The 21525-nt window shown below is 55.7% G+C and carries 14 protein-coding genes; 3 read left to right on the plus strand and 11 right to left on the minus strand.

All coding sequences use genetic code 11. The annotated features are described in order from the left end of the window. Position 1: 1 nt before the first annotated feature. The 10 genes from H6F57_RS16410 to H6F57_RS16455 all read right to left on the minus strand — a co-directional run bounded on the left by H6F57_RS16410 (position 2) and on the right by H6F57_RS16455 (position 16357). Positions 2–1018 (minus strand): iron-siderophore ABC transporter substrate-binding protein, encoded by a 1017-nt coding sequence (locus tag H6F57_RS16410; protein WP_190630007.1) that lies wholly within the window; start codon positions 1016–1018, stop codon positions 2–4. Between the two features lie 15 nt (positions 1019–1033). Beyond that, positions 1034–3520, minus strand: coding sequence for a TonB-dependent siderophore receptor (locus H6F57_RS16415; protein ID WP_190630009.1), 2487 nt, complete (start codon positions 3518–3520; stop codon positions 1034–1036). A 362-nt stretch (positions 3521–3882) separates the two neighbouring features. Next, the gene (locus H6F57_RS16420) at positions 3883–4821 is read right to left on the minus strand and encodes an AraC family transcriptional regulator (RefSeq protein WP_190630011.1); all 939 of its coding nucleotides are present in this window, start codon (positions 4819–4821) and stop codon (positions 3883–3885) included. Between the two features lie 205 nt (positions 4822–5026). Continuing rightward, entirely contained in the window at positions 5027–6910 is a 1884-nt protein-coding gene (locus H6F57_RS16425) for an ABC transporter ATP-binding protein (protein WP_190630013.1), read from the minus strand. A 306-nt stretch (positions 6911–7216) separates the two neighbouring features. Then, entirely contained in the window at positions 7217–10261 is a 3045-nt protein-coding gene (locus H6F57_RS16430; protein ID WP_190630015.1) for an MFS transporter, read from the minus strand. Positions 10262–10310: 49 nt separating this feature from the next. Next, positions 10311–10751, minus strand: coding sequence for a DUF4383 domain-containing protein (locus H6F57_RS16435; RefSeq protein WP_190630017.1), 441 nt, complete (start codon positions 10749–10751; stop codon positions 10311–10313). 167 nt (positions 10752–10918) lie between these two features. Beyond that, entirely contained in the window at positions 10919–11428 is a 510-nt protein-coding gene (locus H6F57_RS16440) for a DUF2243 domain-containing protein (protein ID WP_190630019.1), read from the minus strand. Between the two features lie 271 nt (positions 11429–11699). Beyond that, entirely contained in the window at positions 11700–12284 is a 585-nt protein-coding gene (locus H6F57_RS16445) for a hypothetical protein (RefSeq protein WP_190630021.1), read from the minus strand. A 221-nt stretch (positions 12285–12505) separates the two neighbouring features. Next, positions 12506–14710, minus strand: a complete 2205-nt coding sequence (gene psaB / locus H6F57_RS16450) for a photosystem I core protein PsaB (RefSeq protein WP_190630022.1) — start codon at positions 14708–14710, stop codon at positions 12506–12508. A 1197-nt stretch (positions 14711–15907) separates the two neighbouring features. Beyond that, on the minus strand, positions 15908–16357 hold the full coding sequence (locus H6F57_RS16455) for a DUF4383 domain-containing protein (protein ID WP_190630024.1): 450 nt from the start codon (positions 16355–16357) through the stop codon (positions 15908–15910). A 329-nt stretch (positions 16358–16686) separates the two neighbouring features. Here H6F57_RS16455 and arfB point away from each other — a divergent pair, with 329 nt between their 5' ends. The 3 genes from arfB (at position 16687) to lspA (ending at position 18297) form a co-directional block, all read left to right on the plus strand. Continuing rightward, positions 16687–17100, plus strand: a complete 414-nt coding sequence (gene arfB, locus H6F57_RS16460; protein ID WP_190630026.1) for an alternative ribosome rescue aminoacyl-tRNA hydrolase ArfB — start codon at positions 16687–16689, stop codon at positions 17098–17100. 110 nt (positions 17101–17210) lie between these two features. Next, a complete protein-coding gene (locus H6F57_RS16465) occupies positions 17211–17810 on the plus strand; it encodes a biotin transporter BioY (RefSeq protein WP_313933655.1) in 600 nt (199 codons plus the stop codon). 4 nt (positions 17811–17814) lie between these two features. After that, positions 17815–18297 (plus strand): signal peptidase II, encoded by a 483-nt coding sequence (gene lspA / locus H6F57_RS16470; RefSeq protein ID WP_190630028.1) that lies wholly within the window; start codon positions 17815–17817, stop codon positions 18295–18297. A gap of 76 nt (positions 18298–18373) precedes the next feature. Here lspA and H6F57_RS16475 read toward each other — a convergent pair whose 3' ends face one another. After that, entirely contained in the window at positions 18374–20905 is a 2532-nt protein-coding gene (locus H6F57_RS16475) for a glycogen/starch/alpha-glucan phosphorylase (protein ID WP_190630030.1), read from the minus strand. Between the last annotated feature and the right edge of the window lie 620 nt (positions 20906–21525).

Raw genomic sequence — 21525 nt, forward strand, 5'->3', positions numbered from 1 at the left:
CCTACGACGGCTCCACAAGATATTTAAACAAGTCATCCAGAATGGCATTGGCGGCGATCGGGCCACTGCCAATCCAATAGCTGGGTACGGCATAGACCCGCCCAGCCTGCACCGCCTTGAGCTGTTGCCAGAGCGGGTCTTGTTGCAGCGCCTCTAGTTTTTGCTGGGCCGTTGCCATCGCCTCAGGGGTGTTCTCACCCGTCCAGAGAAAAATGACATCGCCATCGGCCTGCTCCAGCAGCTCTCGGCTAATGCTGGTTTGAATAGGGTTGTCGAAAAGGGCCGTTGCCTCATCAGCTCCAACATCCTGAGCGGTCGGGCGGGCCAGCCCCGCATCTTGCAACACAGTGCCCACAAACGAATCCCGCAGGTAGAGATTAATGGTTTCAGGATAAATTCGCACGACCGACACCTGAAGGTCGTTTAGGCGCGTGCCCATCTGAGCTTTAAAGTCTGCCGTTCTGGCATCGTAAGCAGCCATCGTCTGCTGCGCCGCATCCGCTTGCCCTAGCGCCGCCGCCATCTGCTGAAACAGCGTTTTCCACTGACCGCTGTGCTCAAAGCTAAACATAACCGTCGGCGCAATTTGAGTAGCTTGGGCATAGGCTGCCTCATTGCCATCGAGCCCCACAATCAAATCGGGCTTGAGGGCCAGCACCTCCTCTAAATTAGGTTCTCCCGCCAGCCCTACGTTCTCAACCTGGGCCACTTGCTCGGCCATGTGCTCCATCAAGCCACCTACGGCTGTGGCAATGGGGGAGAGGCCAGATGCGATCGCATACTCAAACGTCACCCCATCCAGCGTCACCAACCGCTCATAGGTCTTAGGCACACAGGTCGTTCCAGCGGCATGTTCAACCTCAGTGCAATCCACCGCAGTCGATTGATCGACGGTTGATTCTCCCCCCTGGCAAGCAACCACTAATCCTAGGGTCACTAGCGCCAAGCAAAAGTTAATTCCCCACTGGCGTAGCACTCGTAAACTCAACTGTCTCACCTCATCTATGCAGCTTGCCATTGCCCATCCGCTCTCCTAAAACTCCACCCCCACTCGGGCTGATACCGTTAGCGGTGCTCCGGGATTTACTCCCAAGAACTGATCCGACGAGGTGAAATAACGGCTGTTGAATAGATTTTCGACATTGAGCTGCGCTCGCCAGTTGTCGCGGCGGTAAAACAGCGCTGCATCGGTGCGGAAATAGCTGGGCAGCGTAAAACTATTGTCCGAATTACCCGCTCGCTGACTGACGTAATACAATCCCAGACCAAAGCCCAGCCCCTCTAAACTTCCCTCTTGCATTTCGTAGGTGCTCCATAGACTGAACTGGTTGTCGGGCACATTGGCCAGACTATTGCCCACCTGAGTAGAGTTATCTTTGCTGACAAAGGCATCCAGCGACGTGTAGTTGGCGGTGAGGTTCCACCCTGGCAAAACTTCGCCGCCTAAGCCCAGTTCAAAGCCTCGGCTCGTCACTTCACCCGTCTGCACCGTAAACAGCCGATTGTTGGGGTCAGGAGTTCGCACATTCCGGCGGCGAATGTCGAACAGGGCCGCAGTAAAGCTGAGGCTGTCGGTAATATCGCCTTTGACCCCCACCTCAAACTGTCGCCCCCGCTCGGGGTCAAAGGTCGAGTCGTCAGCGTTGCGGCTCGCCCCAAAGGAAGGCTGAAACGAGGTGGTGTAAGACGCATAGAGCGACACCGGCTCAATCGGTTGATAAACAATGCCAACCCGGGGCGAAAAGGCGCTGTCTGACTGGCTAAATTCTTCGCGGGGTTGGCCAATATCTTGGGTAGTGCGGAACTGATCGGCAGTGTCATACCGAATTCCAGCCAGCAGATTGAGATTGGGCAAAATTTCAACCTGATCTTGCAGGTAAATGCCCAGGGTTCTAATTGTGTCATCCCTAAAGAACTCGGGCTCAATGGCATAGGGAATGCCCGTGTAGACCGGGTTAAAAATATTGATGGAGTTGTAGGAATTGCTAAATTGAAACTCGGGCTGCTCTAGCGTATTGCGATACTCAACGCCAAACAGCACCTCATGGTTTACTGAGCCCGTGCTGAATCGACCCACCGCCTCGGCGTTGGTAAAAAAGCGCTGGTACTTGCCGCCCGCAAAGTAGGCTAAGCGCCCCAGTTCACCCGTTGTTTCATCCAGCGAATCAAACAGTGGCGCATACCGGCGCGGCGAATATTGCTGGTATTGAAGGGTGTGGCGCAGGTCAAGATTCTCGCTAATCTCGTGGTTGAGCCGATAGCCCAGGTTGAACTGGTCTTGGGAAAATTCGCCAAAATCTTCGCCCAAAAAGCGATCGCGCGGCAGATCAATAATGCCATTGGCACCCACCACCAAACCTTCGTCGATGGTTTCGCGATCGCTCGTATACTGCCCATACACATCCAGCGAGGTACTGGGGCTAATATCCCAGGTGATGATCGGCGAAATCAGCAGCCGGTTACCATCCACCAGGTTGCGGAAGCTGTTGAGATTTTCGTAGGACACATTGAGTCGGTAGCGAAGAGCGCTGTCGTCTGTGATGGGTCCCGATAGGTCAACCGCTCCGTCGTAGCTGCCAAAGCTATCGACACCCGCAGAGATGTCATAAAAGGGCTCGCTCAGCGGGCGCTTGGGCACCAGGTTAATAATGCCACCCGGCTCACCCTGGCCAAACAGCACTGAGGCAGGCCCGCGCAGCACCTCAACCCGCTCGATGTCGTTGGTGCTCAGCCCCCCCAGCGAAACCGCCTCGACCCCATCGCGAAAAACGCCGCCCCGGTTTTCAAAGCCGCGAATTAGAAAGCCAGGGCCAAACACGCTCAGCCCCCGACCGCTATTGTCGGCCACCGAACCCGCTGTCTCTAGAGCATTGCCTAACTCCCGCGCATCGCGGTCTTCAATCACCGCCTGAGGAATCACCTGAATCGACTGGGGAATGTCGCGCAGAGGCGTATCGGTACGGGTCGCGGTGCTGGAATCACGAGGGTCGTAGCCCTCATCGCCCTCACCTGTCACTCCAATACGAATAACTTCCTCCTCCCCGGAGGTCAAGCTTAGTCCCGGCGTAATACCCAGCACCAACCCCGCTGCCTCGGTGCTTACATTCACCGCTGGTGGCCCGTCGCTGCCGGTAATCGACACCCTTACGCGGTTATCCTCCAGGCTAGTCACGCTCACCAGGGCGATGCCTTCAGCAGGGCCAAACTGCTCAAAACTCTCGCCCTCGGGCAGAGCCAGCACCGCATTGGGAATGTCTACCACCAGCGCATTGCCGACTACCGAGGTGGTGGGTTCTGCCAGCGGCCCGATCGCATCTAGCACCAGACGCAGACCCGCACCCTCGCCCTCAACCCGCACGCCAGTAATCTGCGTTGCCCCCTGGGCCAGATTGAGATCCGCGGCCTGGCTGCTGGGCTGCGCCACCTCGGCTAAAGACAGCGTCGTCTCGGCCTGAGCCGCCATCGGCACCAGCGCCAGCCATCCCGCCAACAGCACCAACCGTTGCAATCGAACTCCCATCACACCACCTGTTAAATCGTTGAGGACAATGCCTTAGCTGCCTATAGCTTCGAGGCAATCAGGAATACTTCTCAACAAGATACAGGTCAGTGAGAGCCGCTAAAGCGAAGGATGATCCCTAGGCGGAGTTTTTGCGATCAAATTTGGGAGTTTTTGGAAGCAAGTGGGAGAGTAGATAAGTGGGAGAGTGGGCGGGTGGATGAGTATGTGGGTAGGCGAAGTGTGCGACGAGTGAAGGGTAGGAAAACAATCTCCCTATATTTATTATTGGGTTTGCAGTGCAGAGCATAAAGCGGAATCTGTACCATCCACCCATCGACCCGCCTACCCATCCACCTGCCTACCCGCCTACCCATCCACCCCTACGCCCTTCTCCCCCTTACATACACTCCCGGATTCACTCCATACTTACGGCGAAAGGCGGCGGCGAAGTGGCCCCGGCTGGCAAAGCCCACGGCTTCGGCAGCGGCGGTGACGCTGAGATCGCCCGATTCGAGCAGCTGGCGCGATCGCTCCATGCGGTGCTCGTGCAGATAGCCAAATACCGTGGTGCCAAACACCTGGCGAAAGCCCACCTTGAGTTTGTGGTCGTTGATGCCCACCGCCCGCGCCAGCTCAATCAGCGTGGGGGGCTGGGCAATCTGGCGGCACAGCAACTTGCTGGCGTAGTGGATGCGTTCCACATCGTCGGCTTTGAGGGCCGGTGGGCTGAAGCTGTCAGGCATTGTTTTCAGGTCTTCAATCAACAGCGCCATCAGCTCCCAAACTTTGCTTTCCAGGTAGAGCCGCTGGGTCAGCCCTTGAAATGGACAGTGCAAAATCGCCTGCACCGCCATTTGCATCGCTGCCGTGGGGATGCCAGAGCGCTCTAGGTAGCGCTGATCCGCAGGGCGCAACAGGTCTGGGAGATCATCGCGAGCCTCTCCAATCCACTGGCGGAAGGCGTTTGGATCGACATGGACGTTGATACCGACAATCCGTCGATTGCCGGGGACCCGCCAGGACTCCGCCGGAGCCAACCCACTGCCAAAAAAGGCGTAACGTTGGCTGCTTTTGCCGCCGCTATGAATTTGCTCAAAAATAAATTCCAGCGGATGTTCGCGATCGCAATGCTGAATCTCCAGATCATCGTGCAGACAGAGATCTTCGATACAGAGTTCGACGCCCTCGCGCAGGGCCACATAGCGCTGTTGCCCTCGCCCCAGAGCAGAGGGATAAGCTGTGACTTCACCCTCTGCTCTGGGGCAAGTGGCCTCGTCGAGCCAGTTTGCGTAGTCAGCTTGGGAAAGGGTAATGGTCATGGCGAGGGCGCAGCAGCGCTATAGCAGTAAAACGAGAGCGATAAAACGGGGTTGCCCCAAAGCCAGCCGCCAATTCTTTGAAGACAGCCTTTTGGAGCAACCCCTAGCAATCTACATCCAAAGCATTAGATGCCAGAGAGGATGCTGAAATCTTACCGTCAGTTGGCATCAATTCTCAACAGTGTTTCAGGATAACGGTCTGCCGCTATCGCCCATTGCCAATTTCAAGTCCAGCGACCGTCCCGATCTGGAGTAGGTGGGCAAAGCGAGATGCAGGGTTTTGGGCTAGGGAGATGCGATCGCCGTACTCCACCGCCTGCCCCTGCTCTAAAATCAAAATCTGGTCAGCCCGCTCCACAGTCTTTAGCCGGTGGGCAATGATAATCCCGGTGCGGTTCACCAACAGCCGATCCACCGCCCGCTCAATCATCTGCTCCGTCAGTGGGTCGAGCCGCGACGACGCCTCATCTAGCACTACCAACCCCGGATCTTTAAGAAACACCCGCGCAAAGGCCAACAGCTGCGCCTGCCCCGCCGACAGCCCGCCGCTGTCGGCCCCCAGTTCCGTATCTAGCCCTGCTGGCAGCGCCTCCAACCAGGGCATCAAGCCCAGATCCTCCAGGGTTTGCAGAATGGCGCGATCGCCAATGTGCCCATTAAAAAACGTCAGATTATTGCGCACTGAGGTCTGAAACAACTGCACATCCTGAGTCACAAACCCCACGTGGTGCGGCAACTCCCGCAGCGGCACCTGGGCGATATCCACCCCTCCCAAGCAAATCTGCCCCCGCTGAATGTCGTACAGCCGCAGCAGCAACCGCGCCAGAGTGCTCTTGCCACTGCCCGTGCGACCCAGCAGACCGAGGGTTTGCCCGGCAGGGAGGTGGAGGGTTAGGGATTGGAGGGTGTAGGGTGTCTGGTTTAAGGTTTCAGGGGTTGGGTTTAAGGTCTGGTTGACGAACCGCTCTTTCAAGGAAGTATTAGATGTTTCAAGGTCACCTTCTTCCCTTGCACCCTGCACCTTAAACCTTGCACCCTTTTCCCCATACCCAAACCACACCTCCTCAAGCTCCACCGATAGCGCACCCGTGGGTAAAACCCCTTGACCACCGGGGCCCACCTGAGTTTGATACCCCAATAAATCCTGAATGCGCTGAATGCTGGCCTGGGCCTGCTGGAGCTGTTCTAGCTCTTCGCGGATGCGCTCAATCGGGTCTTGCAGCAGGGTGGCGTAGTAAAACAGCAGATAGACGGTGCCGATAGTGATGGCGGCTTGGCTCCAGAGGTAGGCCCCAACGGCAAGGGCGATCGCGTTCCCTACCGTAAACAGTCCCACCGTGCTGCCCCACAGCAGAGTGCTGGTAAAGCGGGCCTGGTGAAAGGCCGCCAGCCACCGCCGCAGAATTTTGTAAAACCGATCCATCACGTAGCCAACGGCCCCGTTGGCGCGAATATCCTCAAGGCCGCTGAGATGCTCAGCCACAAAGCCGTAAAATTCGGCGCTGATCTGGCGGTAGGTGCCCCAGGGGCCAACGGCCAAGGTTTGCAGGCTACCCAGCACACCAAAGGCCACCAGGGCAAACAAGCTCAGGCTCACCCCAGCGCGCCAGTCTTCGCGCCACACCATGAGTAAGACGCCGACCACCAGCAGGCCGTTGCCCACCACCTGCAACACAAACTGCGAGAAAAATCGCGACAGGGCATCCACATCGCCATCGGCCCGCTCTACCAGCTCGCCGGGGGTGTGGGCTTTGTGAAAGGCCAGGTCAAGGCCTAGGGCGTGGCGAGCCAGATCAAGACGCAGGGTGTTCGTAGCCCGCCAGGCAATGGTTTCGCTGAAGTAGGTGGTGGCGATCGCTAGCCCCTGCTGCAAAATGGCGATCGCCATAAACGCCCCCGCCGCCCACAGCAGCGATTGCTGTTGCCCACCCGCGATCGCCGTATCGATGAAGTAACGCAAAATCTGCGGGTTTAGCAGCTGCAAGCCAATCCCCCCCAGCAGGGCGATCGCCAACCACCCAAACCGCCCCCGCTGCGGTTTCAGATACGTCGCCAAAATCGTTCGATACGCTGGTGTCGCCGCCCCCATAGCGAGCCTACTCCACAAAGAACCCAGCTCACAGCTTACTGACTCGCTCGCCCTAAAAGGATTTCTAAACGGAGTGTTTTGACTCCTAACGGGAATTGTTTTGGGGACTCAAATTCCCTATTTGAGGCTACAACTGGGTTAACGTCACCCGGCCGCTCTACAACCCTCAAGCTCCCATTGGCGAAATTTCCAATGGGAGCTTGAGGCCAAAATCTATAGAGCGATCGCCGAAAACTTTTTCATCCGCATCAGCAACCCCAGCGTTTTACCATTCGAACTAATTCATAACTTTCCCTCTCGGTATCGTCAGCTCAAGAATTCCAGCCCTCGGGCGGCAAGAATGCCTGCGATCGCAGCGGCACCCAAAGACGTTAGGGCTGTGCCAAATAGCCACCAGGCGGCAGTGGCAGCCGTTTTGCGAACCTCTTGCAGCTGCTCTTTGGCTTCGTGCTTGAGGGCGCTAATCCGCTTTTCAGCTTCTTCCTGGAGTCGCTGGGCCTGGTGCAGGGCGCTGTCACGGGCGGCTTCGATTTGGTCGATCACCTGGTTGACCTGCTCCTCAGAGATATCGGTACGGGTGCTGAGCAGGGCGGTCAAGGTCTCACGATCGAACTGGCCCAAGCGCTGGGTGAGGGCCTCAAAGCCAGCTTCAGGATCGTTAAACAGGGTGCTCATATCGCGCTTGATAGCGTCGTAGTTGAGCTCGGGCCGATCGAGGGCATCAAGGTAGCCACGCAGGCGATCGGTCAAATTCTGGGCAGTAGATTGCACAGTATCCTGTACCTGGTCTTTGGCCAACTTGGCCTGGCGCAGAATGTCGTACCGCACGGCCTCTACCTGGTCGATCATCTGGTTGGCCTGCTGCTCTGAGATATCGTCTCGCTGGGAGAGCAGCGCCACCAAGGTGCCGCGATCGAACTGAGCCAGACGCTCTTGCCACTGCTCTAGACCTTCGCGGGGCTGGCTCAGCAGCAGGCGCAGATCGCGCTCCATCGCCTCGGGGTTGAGTTCCTCGCGATCGGTGTTTTTGAGGTACTCGGTCAGGATGCTTTGCACGTCCTGCACCTGGTCGCGGGCGCGGGTGGCCAGTCGCTGGGGCGCTTTGACCACGGTGCGGGCGCTGTCCAGCACCAGGTCGATCGCCTGGTTGACCTGGTATTCGCTCAGACCCTGCTGGCTGAGCAGGCGAGCCAGGGTGTCGCGATCGACCTGGGCCAGCCGTCGTCGCAGCGCCGCACTGCCGGCTTGGGGTGACTGCAAAAGCTGCTGCAAATCGTGGCGAATACCGTCGGGGTCGAGTTCATCGAGGTTGGTATTGCGCAGGTAGTCAGCAATCTGGCTGATCAGCCGATTGATTTGGTCCTGGGCCTGACCTGCTAGCTCTTGGGGAGCGTGGACGATACTGTGACGCACCGACTCAACCTGGTCGACAATCTGATGCACCTGCTCCTGGCTAAGGTCTTCTCGCTGGGCCAGCATTTGCTCTAGGCTGTCGCGGTCTAGCTGGCCCAGACCGGCGCGAGCCACCAGCAGCCCCGACTCGGGCAGGTTGGCCAGCCGCTCCAGATTTTGCTGAATCTGCTCCAGCGAAAGATCCGTGGGGTTGGTTTCCCGTAGGTATGCCTCCACCCGGCCACGAAACTCGCCGGCCTGGTGCTGCATCTGGCTCCACTGCTCCTGGGACTGGTTCAAGATGCGATCGCGGGCCTGTTCCAGGGCGTCTAACATGGGCTCGATCTCATTTTCGTCGAGGTCTTGCCGCCCGCTCAGCAGCATCTGTCTGAGGGTGTCGCGATCAAACTGCACCAGGCGGTTGCCCACGGTTTCGTAGCTGGCTTCGGGGTCGGCTAGCAGAGCCGGAAAGTCTTGGGCAATGCGATCGCTCGCCAGCGCCTCTTTGGGTGCAGAGCTGAGGTAGGTCTCAACCTGCTGCCGCAGGTCTTGGCGATTGCCCTCCTCCTCGGCGTCGCGCACCTGGCTCAGCACTTCCTGTCGAATCAGCTCTAGCTGGTCGGCTAAGTCATTGATGCGGCTGTCGTCGAGCCCATCGCGGCGCTGCAACACCGAGACAAAATAGCGCCGGTTCAGGGGCTCAATTTGCTGGCGCACCAGCCCAGCGTCGGCATCGGGGTCGCGCAGCACTTCGCGAAATCCGCTGTCTAAATTTTCAGACCGCAAATACCAGGAGGGCGACTTCAGCAGGTAGTTCTCGATATCGGTGCGCAGCAGCGAAAAGGTGCCGGGCGCATTGAGGCGATCGGCGGCTCGACTGGCCTGATTAGAGGCCTGCTGCCCCAGCGAGCTGAGCTGCTGGCCAATCTGCTCCACATCCACATCAGACAGATCGACCCGCTGGGCCACGGTGGAAACCAGGGCATTCACCGCCTGCCCCACCACCTGCTGCTGTAGCCCGTCGCCCGACTGCGCCTGCAACGTGCGGTTGAGCTGGTTCACCACATCCTGAAGCTTGCCCGACTTTAGCTCTTCGGGAGCCGCCGATTGGGCTAGACGAATTAATCCCGAGGTCAATCCACCCGGTGCCGCCGCCTTGGCCACCTCTGACGCAATATTGGTGAGGTTTACACCGTTCCCGCCACTGTTCCCTTCACCGTTCTCCGAAGAGGCCGAAGGCTGAGCGGCATTTTTCAGCAAGGTTAGAATCTGTTTATTCATATCGCCCAACTCAGAGCCGGGCAACCGTAGCTTTTTAAGATAGTCGGCCACGTTTTCCCGCAGGCGATCGGGGGCCATGTCTGAGCTGAGTTCAGACTTGAGCTGTTGGGTCACGGCTGCCACAGACGCTTCTACCGTATTGACAATCTGAGAATTGACGGCACTGCCGCCGAGGGCCGTGGCCACCGTGCCGACCACCCCCTGCACCCCAGCGCTAGCGGTGCTGCCTACGGCACTCACAGCCGACCCCACCGTGCGCGAGCCAGCCCACAGCAGCAGCAGAAAGTAGGCCGACCAAATCACCACGCCGACAATGGCCCCCAACTGTATGCTTTGAATTAGGGTGAGCTTGACCGCCAAAAAGCAGGCGGTGAAAAGGGCGGCATTGACCGTAAACAGCATCCAGCCGCCGACTTTAGATTCCATGCTGCGAGCCTGCTTGCCCCAGCTCTTGGCCTCGTCTTCTTCGAAGGGGTCGACCTCGCTGGAGATGCCGGCCGCCACGGTCAGGTTGGTCAACAAAAACTGGAAGGCGAAAGCCATTACTAGCCCAGCAATGAGGGCAATAAAAAACTGCGGGCCAGACAGAAAAACCAGGTTGGAAAACTCACTGGTTGTCATAGTCTGGGCTACCAAAGAGTGGGTCAGACCTTGGGCCTGTTCAGTGGGCAAAAACATGATGTTTGGCTCTGATTACAATAGGTTTGATTGACTTTGATAGACAGGTTTAGCCCCGACCTCGGCTGGCCATGGTGGATTCGCGCTCTTTATTGGGGGTAGCCACGAAGCCAAAATAGGCGGCGACTATGGCTGTTAAGGCATGGAGCCAAATGTCATGGCCAAAAATAGGAATCAGGCCAAAGGTAGTCTGCAAAACCGGAATAAAGCCCATGACGGCGAGCAGTCCATAAAAGATGGCCAGACCTTTGCCGTAGGTGCGCGAGCCCGAATAGCTTCGATAGGCCAGCAAGCCCCAAAAGCCCACCGCTAAATGCACAATATTGTGGAGCACGTTGATCGGAAAAAGGCCCAGCAGATAGCCGTAGCCCACCTCTACAGCTAGGGCTGGGGCAGCTTCTGGAGAGGCTACAAACGTAGGAACAAAGCCAAGCAGACCAACCAGCACGTAGACAATGCCGCTGATTAAGGCAAAGAGACGAACGCTCATAGTGGCTCCTCTTTAAACAGATTTAAACAGAACAAAACCGGACAGGGCAGACGTTAAAAAGACCTGCGATCGCCCCCATCTGGAGCCGTGCTAGGGAACGAAACGGCGATCGCAGTGAATCGAGCCGCTCAACCAGTAGCACCAGGGCTGCTAGAAAGAAAAAATGGCTAAGCATCAACTTGGTTACGCGTCATGAGAAAACCCAACCCGAGCAATACAAGGCCAATTAGGAAAAAGGCCGCGTCATAGAATAAATAATTAGGCCCCGGCCGGATGTGGTGCAGCCCCAGCAGGGCGTGAAAAAAGACACTGTCGAAGAGCTGAAATCCGCCCCACCCCATCAAAATCCAGCCCACAAAAGCTGAGGTAGTGAGAGGCACAATGGGGGTCTGCTGCACACCGCGCCACAGCACCCCCAGGCCAACCACTACGACCAGCCACATGCCGGCGCTCAAAACCCCATCCCACATCACGTTGCGCTGCAAACCTACCAGAGTATTCATCGGCACCCGGCCCGAGACTAGGTGGTGCCACTGCAACAGCATGTGCAAAACAATGGCGTCGATAAAGCCGCCTAGGCCAAATCCGATCAAGAACCCGGCCACCTTAAATGACCTAACCTTGATCGGAAAAGCACTGGGCTTTTCTGCCGTACCTGGGGAGGGAGAATGAATCATGGCTAATTGTGGTGTCTCTAGCTTGCAAAACAGCCCTGGTAACACCTAAACGCGCATCTGCTGCGATCGCGGCTTTAGTCTCAGTTACGACTGGTCAAGGAAGGCTAAAACCGCGTAAAAAAGGATTTGCCTAGGTCGTCGCTTTCAGTCTAGAAATGGGGGTTTAGGACATCCTCATCAGAAAGGAATAGATCGACGTTTAGGCAATCGCCCAACTAATCGAAAAGCCCCCGATTAGCCCTGACAAATCGTTCTTTCTACTTAGAATCGGCTACTTAGAACCGACTTCAGACTGCGGCATTGGGTAGACATCCCAGGTTTGAATGCTGTGGCCAGCTAAAACCGACTCAGCCTGACTCACTTCCTCCTGGCTGCCATCAACAATCACCATAAATTCTGCGCCAATTAAGCGATCACTAAAGGCTCCGGTTTGGTCTTTGGGAACGCCCAAGGAATGCAACCCATCTTTGAGGTTTGAAGTCGCTAACGCCCCTGCCCCTTGTCCAGCGGCTAACGTAGCCAAAGCCGCACCAACGGAGCCTGCCGCTATCACCGCGCCCGCCCCAGGAATCATTGCCAGACCGGTCAGGCCGCCCAGCAAACCGCCCCAAAATCCTCCTGCTAGAGCATTCTGCGGCAGTCGTTTAGAGTCGTTAATATCTTGCCCCTTGACCTCAGAGCCTGTCTTAGCGCCCCCCGCCACTACATCGTCTGCCAACTGCTTGGCCAGAATTGAGATCTGACCCATCGGAAAGCCGGATGATTCTAATGCTCGAATAGCTTGCTCGGCTTGCTCCTCCTTAGGGAAAAAACCGATGCCTCTATGGGTACGTTGCTCTGTCATTTGCTCTGTCATGGTGTCTCCTAATCAGCCCCGTTTAAGGCTGTTACAGTAATGCTTTTATCCATGCTTTACCTTTCCAGAGCAATCCTCAACGGTCAAAGGTCGTAACCTAATTTTTGACGCCATAAAAAAAGCGCAGTTAGTTCCCTTCTAACTGCGCGGTTTCTCACGATTAAGTTTTATGATTCATGGCAACTCTACGTGAGAAAGACTGAAATTTAGTGAGCCACCTGTCAGCCAAATCGCCCAGCTGTAGTGGCAATCAAAAAGGCTGCGTAGGTGAGGATATAGCCTACGGTAAAATGCGCTACCCCAACTAGCCAACCCTGGACAATCGACATAGCAACGGGCTTGTCTTTCCAACGCACCAGGTTGGCCAGGGGAGTGCGTTCGTGAGCCCAGACCAGGGTTTCAATCAGCTCTTGCCAGTAGCCCCGCCAGGAAATAAGGAACATAAACCCAGTGGCCCAAACCAGGTGTCCAAAGAGGAACATCCAGCCCCAAACCGCCAAGTTATTCATGCCGTAAGGGTTGTAGCCGTTGATCACCTGGGCGGAGTTGAGCCAGAGATAGTCTCGGAACCAGCCCATTAGGTAGGTTGAGCTTTCGTTAAACTGAGCAATGTTGCCCGACCACAGCGCCAGATGTTTCCAGTGCCAGTAGAAGGTGACCCAACCGAGGGTATTGAGCATCCAAAACAGCGCCAGGAAGAAGGCTTGCTGCCAGCCCGAAGTTTGGCAAGTACCGCCCCGACCCGGTCCATCGCAAGGGAAGCTAAAGCCAAAGTCTTTTTTGTCGGGCATGAGCTTGGTACCTCGGGCATCGAGGGCACCTTTAACGCAAATTAAGGTGGTGGTGTGCAACCCTAGGGCGATCGCATGGTGCACCAAAAAGTCTCCGGGGCCGATGGTCAAAAACAGCGAGTTCTTGGTGTTGTTGATAGCGTCGAGCCAGCCCGGCAGGTAAACGGCATTGGCGGTTTGAGTCACGCTGTCAGGGTTAGACAACAGCGTGTTCATGCCGTACAGCAGCTTTCCGTGAGAAGCCTGAATCCACTGGGCAAAGACCGGCTCAACTAAAATTTGCTTTTCGGGGGTGCCAAAGGCAACCACCACGTCGTTGTGCACGTACAGACCCAGGGTGTGGAATCCCAAAAACAGCGACACCCAGCTCAGGTGCGAAATAATTGCTTCCTTATGCTCGATTAACCGGGCCAGCACGTTGTTGCGGTTGGCCACAGGATCATAGTCGCGCACCCAGAAAATCGCGGCGTGGGCAAAGGCTCCTATCATCAAAAAGCCAGCAATATACTGATGATGGGTATAGAGTGCTGCCTGGGTGGTGTAGTCTTTGGCCATAAAGGCGTAGGGCGGCATCGAGTACTGGTGCTGGGCCACCAGTGAGGTCACGGTGCCTAACGCTGCCAAAGCCAAAGAAAGCTGAAAGTGTAGAGAATTATTGATGGTGTCATAGAGACCCCGGTGCCCTTCGCCGAGCGCCCCATTGGGGGGCGTGTGGGCATATAGAATCTCTTTGATGCTGTGGCCAATACCAAAGTTGGTGCGGTACATGTGCCCCGCAATGATGAAGATGACCGCGATCGCCAAGTGGTGGTGGGCCATATCCGTCAGCCACAGTGAGTCGGTTTGGGGATGAAAACCACCTAGAAAGGTCAAGATCGCCGTCCCCGAACCCTGGGCGGTGCCAAACATATGGTCGGCCGTGTCAGGGTTTTGGGCATAGGCAGCCCAATCGCCGCTAAAAAAGGCTTTCAACCCGGCAGGGTGAGGGGGCGTGGTGAGAAAATTATTCCAGCCAACGTGCTGCCCACGCGATTCAGGAATGGCCACGTGAATCAGGTGCCCGGCCCAGGCCAGAGAACTCACCCCAAACAGCCCAGCTATATGGTGGTTTAAGCGCGATTCCGCATTCTTAAACCAGGACAAGCTAGGGCGAAACCTGGGCTGTAAGTGCAGCCATCCAGCAAACAAAAACAGAGCGGCTAGCAGCAGCAGAAATACCGCCCCCATGTAGAGGTCATTATTCGTGCGCATGCCGATGGTGTACCACCAGTGATACACCCCTGAATATGCCACGTTAACCGGGCTGACAGCCCCCGCCTGGGTGAACGCATCTACCGCAGGCTGGCCAAAGTGAGGATCCCAAATCGCATGGGCGATCGGTTTGATCTTGAGCGGATCTTTAATCCACTGTTCAAAATTACCTTGCCAGGCAACGTGGAATAAGTTGCCAGAAGTCCACAGAAAAATGATCGCCACATGGCCAAAGTGAGAGGCGAAGATCTTTTGATGCAGCGTCTCCTCGGTCATGCCATCGTGGCTTTCAAAGTCGTGGGCCGTCGCAATCCCGTACCAGAGCCGACGCGTGGTCGGGTCCTGGGCCAGGTCCTGGCTAAATTTCGGAAATTTAGTGGCCATGGTCTTTCCTAATCGTTAGTTGAGTCTGGATTGTGCACGTAAGGAAATTGAAGCTGGGAGCGTTGGGATAGACCGTTACCGCATCTCATCTCAGTAAAGAGCTTCAGCAAAGAGCCAGCAATTGACGCTGCTATGGGTGGGTTGTAGCGTTGGCTCACCCTCCCGCTGGGGTTGACTCAGGTGCGTCACTTTGGGCAATGACGTACCTACGACGATCAGGATCACTGACTTGATACGGCAGCTCTGCCTCAAAAAATAAATGCGGTTTAACCCTGTAGAACCTTAGACAAAACGGTTATCCATTAAGGGAGACTTTAGGGAGCAGATTGGGCCCCTACATCTCTCGAAAGGATGAGAGAAAAGCGGCAGTTAAGGGTGAAAAATAAAAAATTTACGCTGGGCCTTAAGCAGAGACTTTTAGGTTCTGACTGCTCACCAAATAATTTGCCTAAAGAAAATAATTTGGCTTAACATTTTGCAAAATAAACCCCTTCAATACTCCAAGCAAGCGAGTTTATACTCTGCTCAGAGACAATTCATGGATTGAAATTTAGTATGTTTAATATTCTTTTCAACTACAGAAAAATCGCGCTCATTTTGGTAAGGCTGTTTATTGGCACAATAAAAGTCCATCCGGGCTGATTGCCTGGCTCAGGGTTCAGGATGACGCTGGGTTTGCCCAAAAAATCGCTGCCCAGGATTAAGTTTCTAGGGGTAGCGGCGTCAGCACCGCACCCACATCGGGGCATTCCCTAACATAGGCCATTGAGCCAGTGCCGAAATCAGCCCCGTCCGGGTCAGGGAGGATTTGCCGCAGCCCAATGATCCCAGTCCTGGCAACAGGCGGGGACCATCCAATTTCTGAACCGCTTACAGTGCCGTTCTACCTGGGCTTGGCGACCAAAATAGCGATCACCGTCTTGTTCAGGAAATGCTGTCAGCCCTGTGTAGAGATTAGGGCTAAGCTGCACCGGCATGTTGGCAGCGGCGGGCTCCTGTTGTTAGCAATGAAGTCATAAAGCTAAGCCTAGCCAGAATTGCTCGCAATGCTGCAACCCTAACTAAATATCGTGGGGGTCGTTGGTTCGAGTCCAGTTACGTCCATCTTCCAAAATGCTTGAGCAAGCTGAATTTGCTTGACCAAACAGAACCTAAGAGCGGTGGGCTTAGAAGGCCAAGCCTACCACTACTAGATCATTAAACGCTGATGCTGGTTTCTTTGTCGGTTGCGACAAACCCAAAATAGCCCGCTATCAACGCTGTAACGGCGTTGAACCAAACGTTGTTGCCAAAAATCGGCATCAGGCCAAACGTGGTGTGAGCCACGGGAACCAAACCCATAATGGCAATCAACAGATAAGAAATCGCAAAGAACCGATTAAACAAACGGGCACCACCTACCGTGGTAGAAGCCGAGATCCCAAAGATGCCTACCGCTAAGTGAACCAGGTTGTGCATTAAGTTGATCGGGAAAAGGCCAAAGAGATAGCCAAAACCCTGCACATAAGTGTCTCCCAGATCAATCGGCAGGGGGGCAGCGCCAGCGACCTCCGACGAGGGAAGCGATACAAGCGCTGGAACAAATCCAGCTAGACCCAAGGCCGTAAATAAAATGCCTAAAACTAGTGCACAGTTGCGTTCTCTCATTACTAATCTCCTTTGGTTGATTGATTTTGACGCTTTTAACCCAGAGTGTTCCGTCGAATACTTACTTAAGTATTTGCCGCGACCAGACCCAAAAGCCGAACCACCTGCTTGACCAAACTATTTCTAGGTGGAATACTCTAAATCGCCTGCTCTACAAGGCGAAAGAGCCTTGTGAGCAATGCTCTGACTTCAAAGTAAATAAACCTGCCAATCAGGTAATCAACCAGAATGTAGAGATGCCATCCCCCAACAAAGCCTTGTCAGGTAAAGGCTTTACGCCGCATTCCATCTCAATCTGGTTATGGTGTAAATAGCGTCTTTATAGTTTCATGCTGCAGATTACTAACCGCACTGCCATTCCACTCAGCGAAATTGAGTTAAGTGCCGTTCGATCCCAAGGGGCGGGGGGGCAAAACGTCAACAAAGTTTCCACTGCCATTCACCTGCGGTTTGACATCAACGCGTCCTCCCTGTCGCCCCTCTACAAAGAACGCCTGATCAACCTCAACGACAGCCGCATCACCAAAGAGGGCATTGTCATCATCAAAGCCCAGCAGCATCGCACCCAAGAGCAAAACCGAGAAGACGCCCTCGATCGCCTCAAGGTCTTAGTTCAAAGCATCACCATCACGCCTAAAAAGCGCAAACCAACCAAACCCTCAAAAACTGCCAAGAGAAAACGCCTCGACAGCAAAGCCAAGCGCGGACAGATTAAATCCTTACGGGGTAACGTGCGCGACTGAGATGCTTTGTCGCCCTTCAATGGTGGGCAAAAAAATTTCTGTGAACCCGTGCCCAGTCTGACAAAGCCTGCTAATGTGAATTCTGCCGCCAACGGGTGAAGACATCGCCAGTGCTAGCACCATTTGAACTACTGTGGGCTCTGATTGGGTTGGTTCTCACCATCGTGGCCACCTGGATGGAAGCGTTTACCCTCAACGCCCCCTGGACCTGGGGACAGTCTGGCATGGCGCTAATGTCGCTAGGGGTGAGCTTTCAGGTGGGGGCCGTGCTGCTGACCGGCTGTGTGGGGGGCAAAAATGCGGCGGCGCTGTCGCAGGTTGCTTACCTAGTGCTGGGGCTGGCGCTGTTTCGGGTGTTTGAGTTTCCGGTGTTTACCCAGGGGGGCGGGCTGAGCTACGTGCGCGAGCCGGGCTTTGGCTATCTGATTGGCTTCGTGCCTGCGGGGTGGGTGTGCGGCTACCTGGCCTTTCAAAATCCGCCCAAGCTGGAGACCTTAGCGCTGAGCGGCCTCAGCGGGTTGGGTATCATCCACGGGCTGGGCATTCTTTACCTGACTCTTGCCTCCCTGCTAGGCTGGTTGCAGACCGTATCGGCCTCCTACTGGGAGCTGCTGGTGGGATATTCTATTTTGCCGCTGCCGGGCCATCTAGTGATAGTGTGTGCGGTGGCAGTGCTGTCGCTGGTGCTGCGGCAGCTGTTGTTTTACTAGGCCCATGAGAGTGCGCAATCGTTGGTTTTGGATCGCCGCTGGGGTTGGGCTAGTCCTCGATCAGCTGACTAAGTTTTGGGTAGCTCAAACCTTCGAACTGACTACTCCACCCGACTCGATGCCAATCTGGTCAGGGGTGTTTTACTTTACCTATGTCACCAATAGTGGCGCAGCCTTTAGCCTGTTTAGCGACAATGGTGAGTGGCTTAAGTGGCTGTCGATGGCTGTCAGCCTGGGACTGATTGCCCTGGGCCTCAAAGCACGATTGCCCAACCGCTGGGAGCAGGTGGGCTATGGGCTGATTCTCAGTGGCGCGCTAGGCAATGGCATCGATCGCCTTCTGTCGGGCGAAGTCATTGACTTCTTAGACTTTCGGCTGATTCGCTTCCCGATCTTTAACGTGGCCGACGTGTGCATTAACATCGGCATCATCTGCTTGCTGGTGGCGGCTCTGCGGGAACCGCCGCCCAAGCGGGGAGAAGGGTAAATGTGTGAGGGGTAGGGGGTGGATGGATCAACAGAAGCACTTATCCACTCATCAACCCGCCCACCCATCCACTCTCCTACTCCCCAGCCACCGGCACTGCTTTCACCTTCCAGATTTCGCGGGCATAGTCGGCGATGGTGCGATCGGCGGAGAATTTGCCAATGCGAGCAGTGTTGAGAATGGCCATGCGCACCCAGCGATCGCGGTCTTCGTAGGTGCGGCTGACATGCTCTTGGCACTGCACGTAGGCGGCAAAGTCGGCCATCACCATGTAGGGGTCATCGACTAGCAGCGAGTCGAGAATGGGCAAGAACAGATTGGGCTCACCGGGCGAAAACAGCCCTGAGGCAATCACATCCAGGGTGCGCTTCAGCTCGGGGTTGGTGTCGTAGTAGTACCAGGGGTTGTGGCCCACGGCCTTGCAGGCGGCGACCTGCTCAGTGGTCAGACCAAACAGGAAGAAGTTGTCAGCTCCGACCTCTTCGCGGATTTCCACGTTGGCACCGTCGAGGGTGCCGATGGTGAGTGCGCCGTTGAGGGCAAACTTCATGTTGCCGGTGCCCGAGGCCTCCATACCAGCGGTTGAAATCTGCTCTGACAGGTCAGAGGCCGGAAACAGTCGCTGGGCCTGGGAGACGTTGTAGTTGGGCAAAAACACCACCTTCAGCCGCCCAGCCACAATCGGGTCGTTGTTGACCACATCGGCGACAGCGTTGACTAGCTTCACCACTAGCTTGGCCATGGCGTAGCCAGGGGCCGCCTTGCCGCCAAAGATCACCGTGCGGGGCACGACGTGATCGCCAGGGTTTTGCACCATGCGGTTGTAGAGGGTAATCACGTGCAGCACGTTCATCAGCTGCCGCTTGTACTCGTGGATGCGCTTAATCTGCACATCAAACATCGAGTCGGGGTTGACCTCTATACCCACAGCGTCGTGAATGTAGCGGGCCAGGCTCCACTTGTTTTCTTGCTTGATGGCCTGCCAGGCACGGCGAAATTCGTCGTTATCAATGTGGGCTTCTAGATCTCTTAGGCGATCGAGGTCGGTGATCCAGCGATCGCCGATGGTTTCAGAAATCAGCTGGGCCAGGCGGGGGTTGCACTGCAACAGCCAGCGGCGGGGCGTAATGCCGTTGGTCTTGTTGCTAAATTTGTCGGGCCACAGCTCATAGAAATCTTGCAGCACTTCCTGCTTGAGCAGCTCGGTGTGCAGGGCGGCGACCCCGTTGATAGCGTGGCTGCCGACACAGGCCAGGTTGGCCATCCGCACCCGGCGCTCAGAACCTTCTTCGATCAGCGAGAGGCGCTCCAGGCGATCGGGATCGTTGGGGTAGCGCAGTTTGACCTGGGCCAAGAAGCGGTGGTTGATTTCGTAGATGATTTCAAGGTGGCGGGGCAGCAGCTTGCCAAACAAATCCACTGACCACTTCTCCAGCGCCTCGGGCATCAGGGTGTGATTGGTGTAGCCAAAGGTGCGCTGGGTGATGTTCCAAGCGGCGGCCCACTCAAAGTCGTATTCGTCGATCAGCAGGCGCATGAGTTCGGCGACACCAATGGCCGGGTGGGTGTCGTTGAGCTGAATGGCGGCGAACTCGGCCAGATTCTCTAGGTTGCTGTGATCGCGCAGGTGCAGACGAATGATGTCTTGCAATGAGCAGGCGACGAAGAAGTACTGCTGTTGCAGGCGTAGCTCTTTGCCCTGGCGGGTTTCGTCGTTGGGGTAGAGCACCTTGGTAATGTTCTCGGAGATCATCTTGTTGGCTACTGCCCCAAAATAATCCCCGGCGTTAAAGGCGTCGAGGTCAAAGGCTTCTCCGGCCTCGGCCTTCCACAGCCGCAGCAGGTTGACGTTCTCAGTACCATAGCCCGGCACCGGCACATCGTGGGGAATGCCAATTACGGTCTGAGCCGGAATCCACCGCACCTGGTAGTCGTCGTCACCGTCTTTTTTATAGACCTCGGTGTGGCCACCAAACTTGATCTCAACCCGGTAGTCGGGGCGGGCGATTTCCCAGGGGTTGCCGTAGCTGAGCCACTTGTCGGGCGCTTCGACCTGGTGGCCCTGGCGAATCAACTGGGTAAAGATGCCAAACTCGTAGCGAATGCCGTAGCCGATCGCAGGTAGGTTGAGCGTGGTGAGCGAGTCCATAAAGCAGGCGGCCAAACGACCCAGCCCGCCGTTGCCCAGGCCCGGCTCGGCCTCACGTTCGAGCAGCTCATCTAGATCTAGCCCGCAGTCGGCTAGAGCATGGCGCATGGTGTCGTACAGGCCCAAGTTGATCAAGCCGTTGCCAAGCTGGCGGCCCATGAGAAATTCTGCCGACAGATAGTACACGTTTTTGGCCTGCGCTTGGGCGTAGGTCTTGGCCGTGCGAATACGTTTTTTCAGCAGCTGATTGCGTACGCTGTGAGCCAGCGCTGTGTAGTAGTCGTGGGCATTAGCAAACTGTTCATCTTTGCCCTGTACCCAGTGCAAGTTGTTGACCAACGCCTGCTGAATTTGGCTCACCTGCGCTTCGGCATCGAGCGCGACACCTGCCGAGTCTAACGACAGTGGCACCTGTGTCGTTGTGCTTGATTCGGGCAGACGAATAGATTGCTTAGCCATAAGAACCCTTAATACTGTAGTAATCACACAAGAATTCGCTGGCAGCCCGCAGGCTCGAAGCAGATGCCGCGATGGCCACAGATTGCCCAAGGGGCGATCGCATTACCCAAGACAAATTACCTCGGGCAACCCACCATTCACGTTGACAACTTGGTCTCAATGACTTGAGACATTTACACCAACAAACTCAAACATGGTTGGCTCACTCACCGGCGCTGGGTCAACGAACTGTCCCTCACCTGACGGGAGTGAACTCATTTTAACTGGCCGCGAATAAAACTCTGTTGTCTAGCCAACACTGAAAAGTGGTGGGCGAAAGAAAAAAGCTCGCTGCCCGCTACGAAAGATTCCTAAATTGGTAGCCCAACTCTCGATAGACCATACTGGCGGTCGCTTCAATGCCGCCAACCCCAACGGTCGCAGAGTCCTTAAAAGAATGTTAAGAGCAACATTATGAGAGGGTGATTTAGAAGTATTAAGTTAAATGTATTAGTGCGTCAGGGAACCTATTTCGCCACCGCAAAATTTTGTATCCCTTGCCCTGAGGTCATTCTGCATGTAAAGAAAACGTCATGAAGAATTCTAAATATTGCTAGAAGCCACTTCATATTGCTTAACGA

It is taken from the genome of Leptolyngbya sp. FACHB-60 (assembly GCF_014695775.1).
Taxonomy (GTDB): Bacteria; Cyanobacteriota; Cyanobacteriia; order Phormidesmidales; family Phormidesmidaceae; genus Nodosilinea.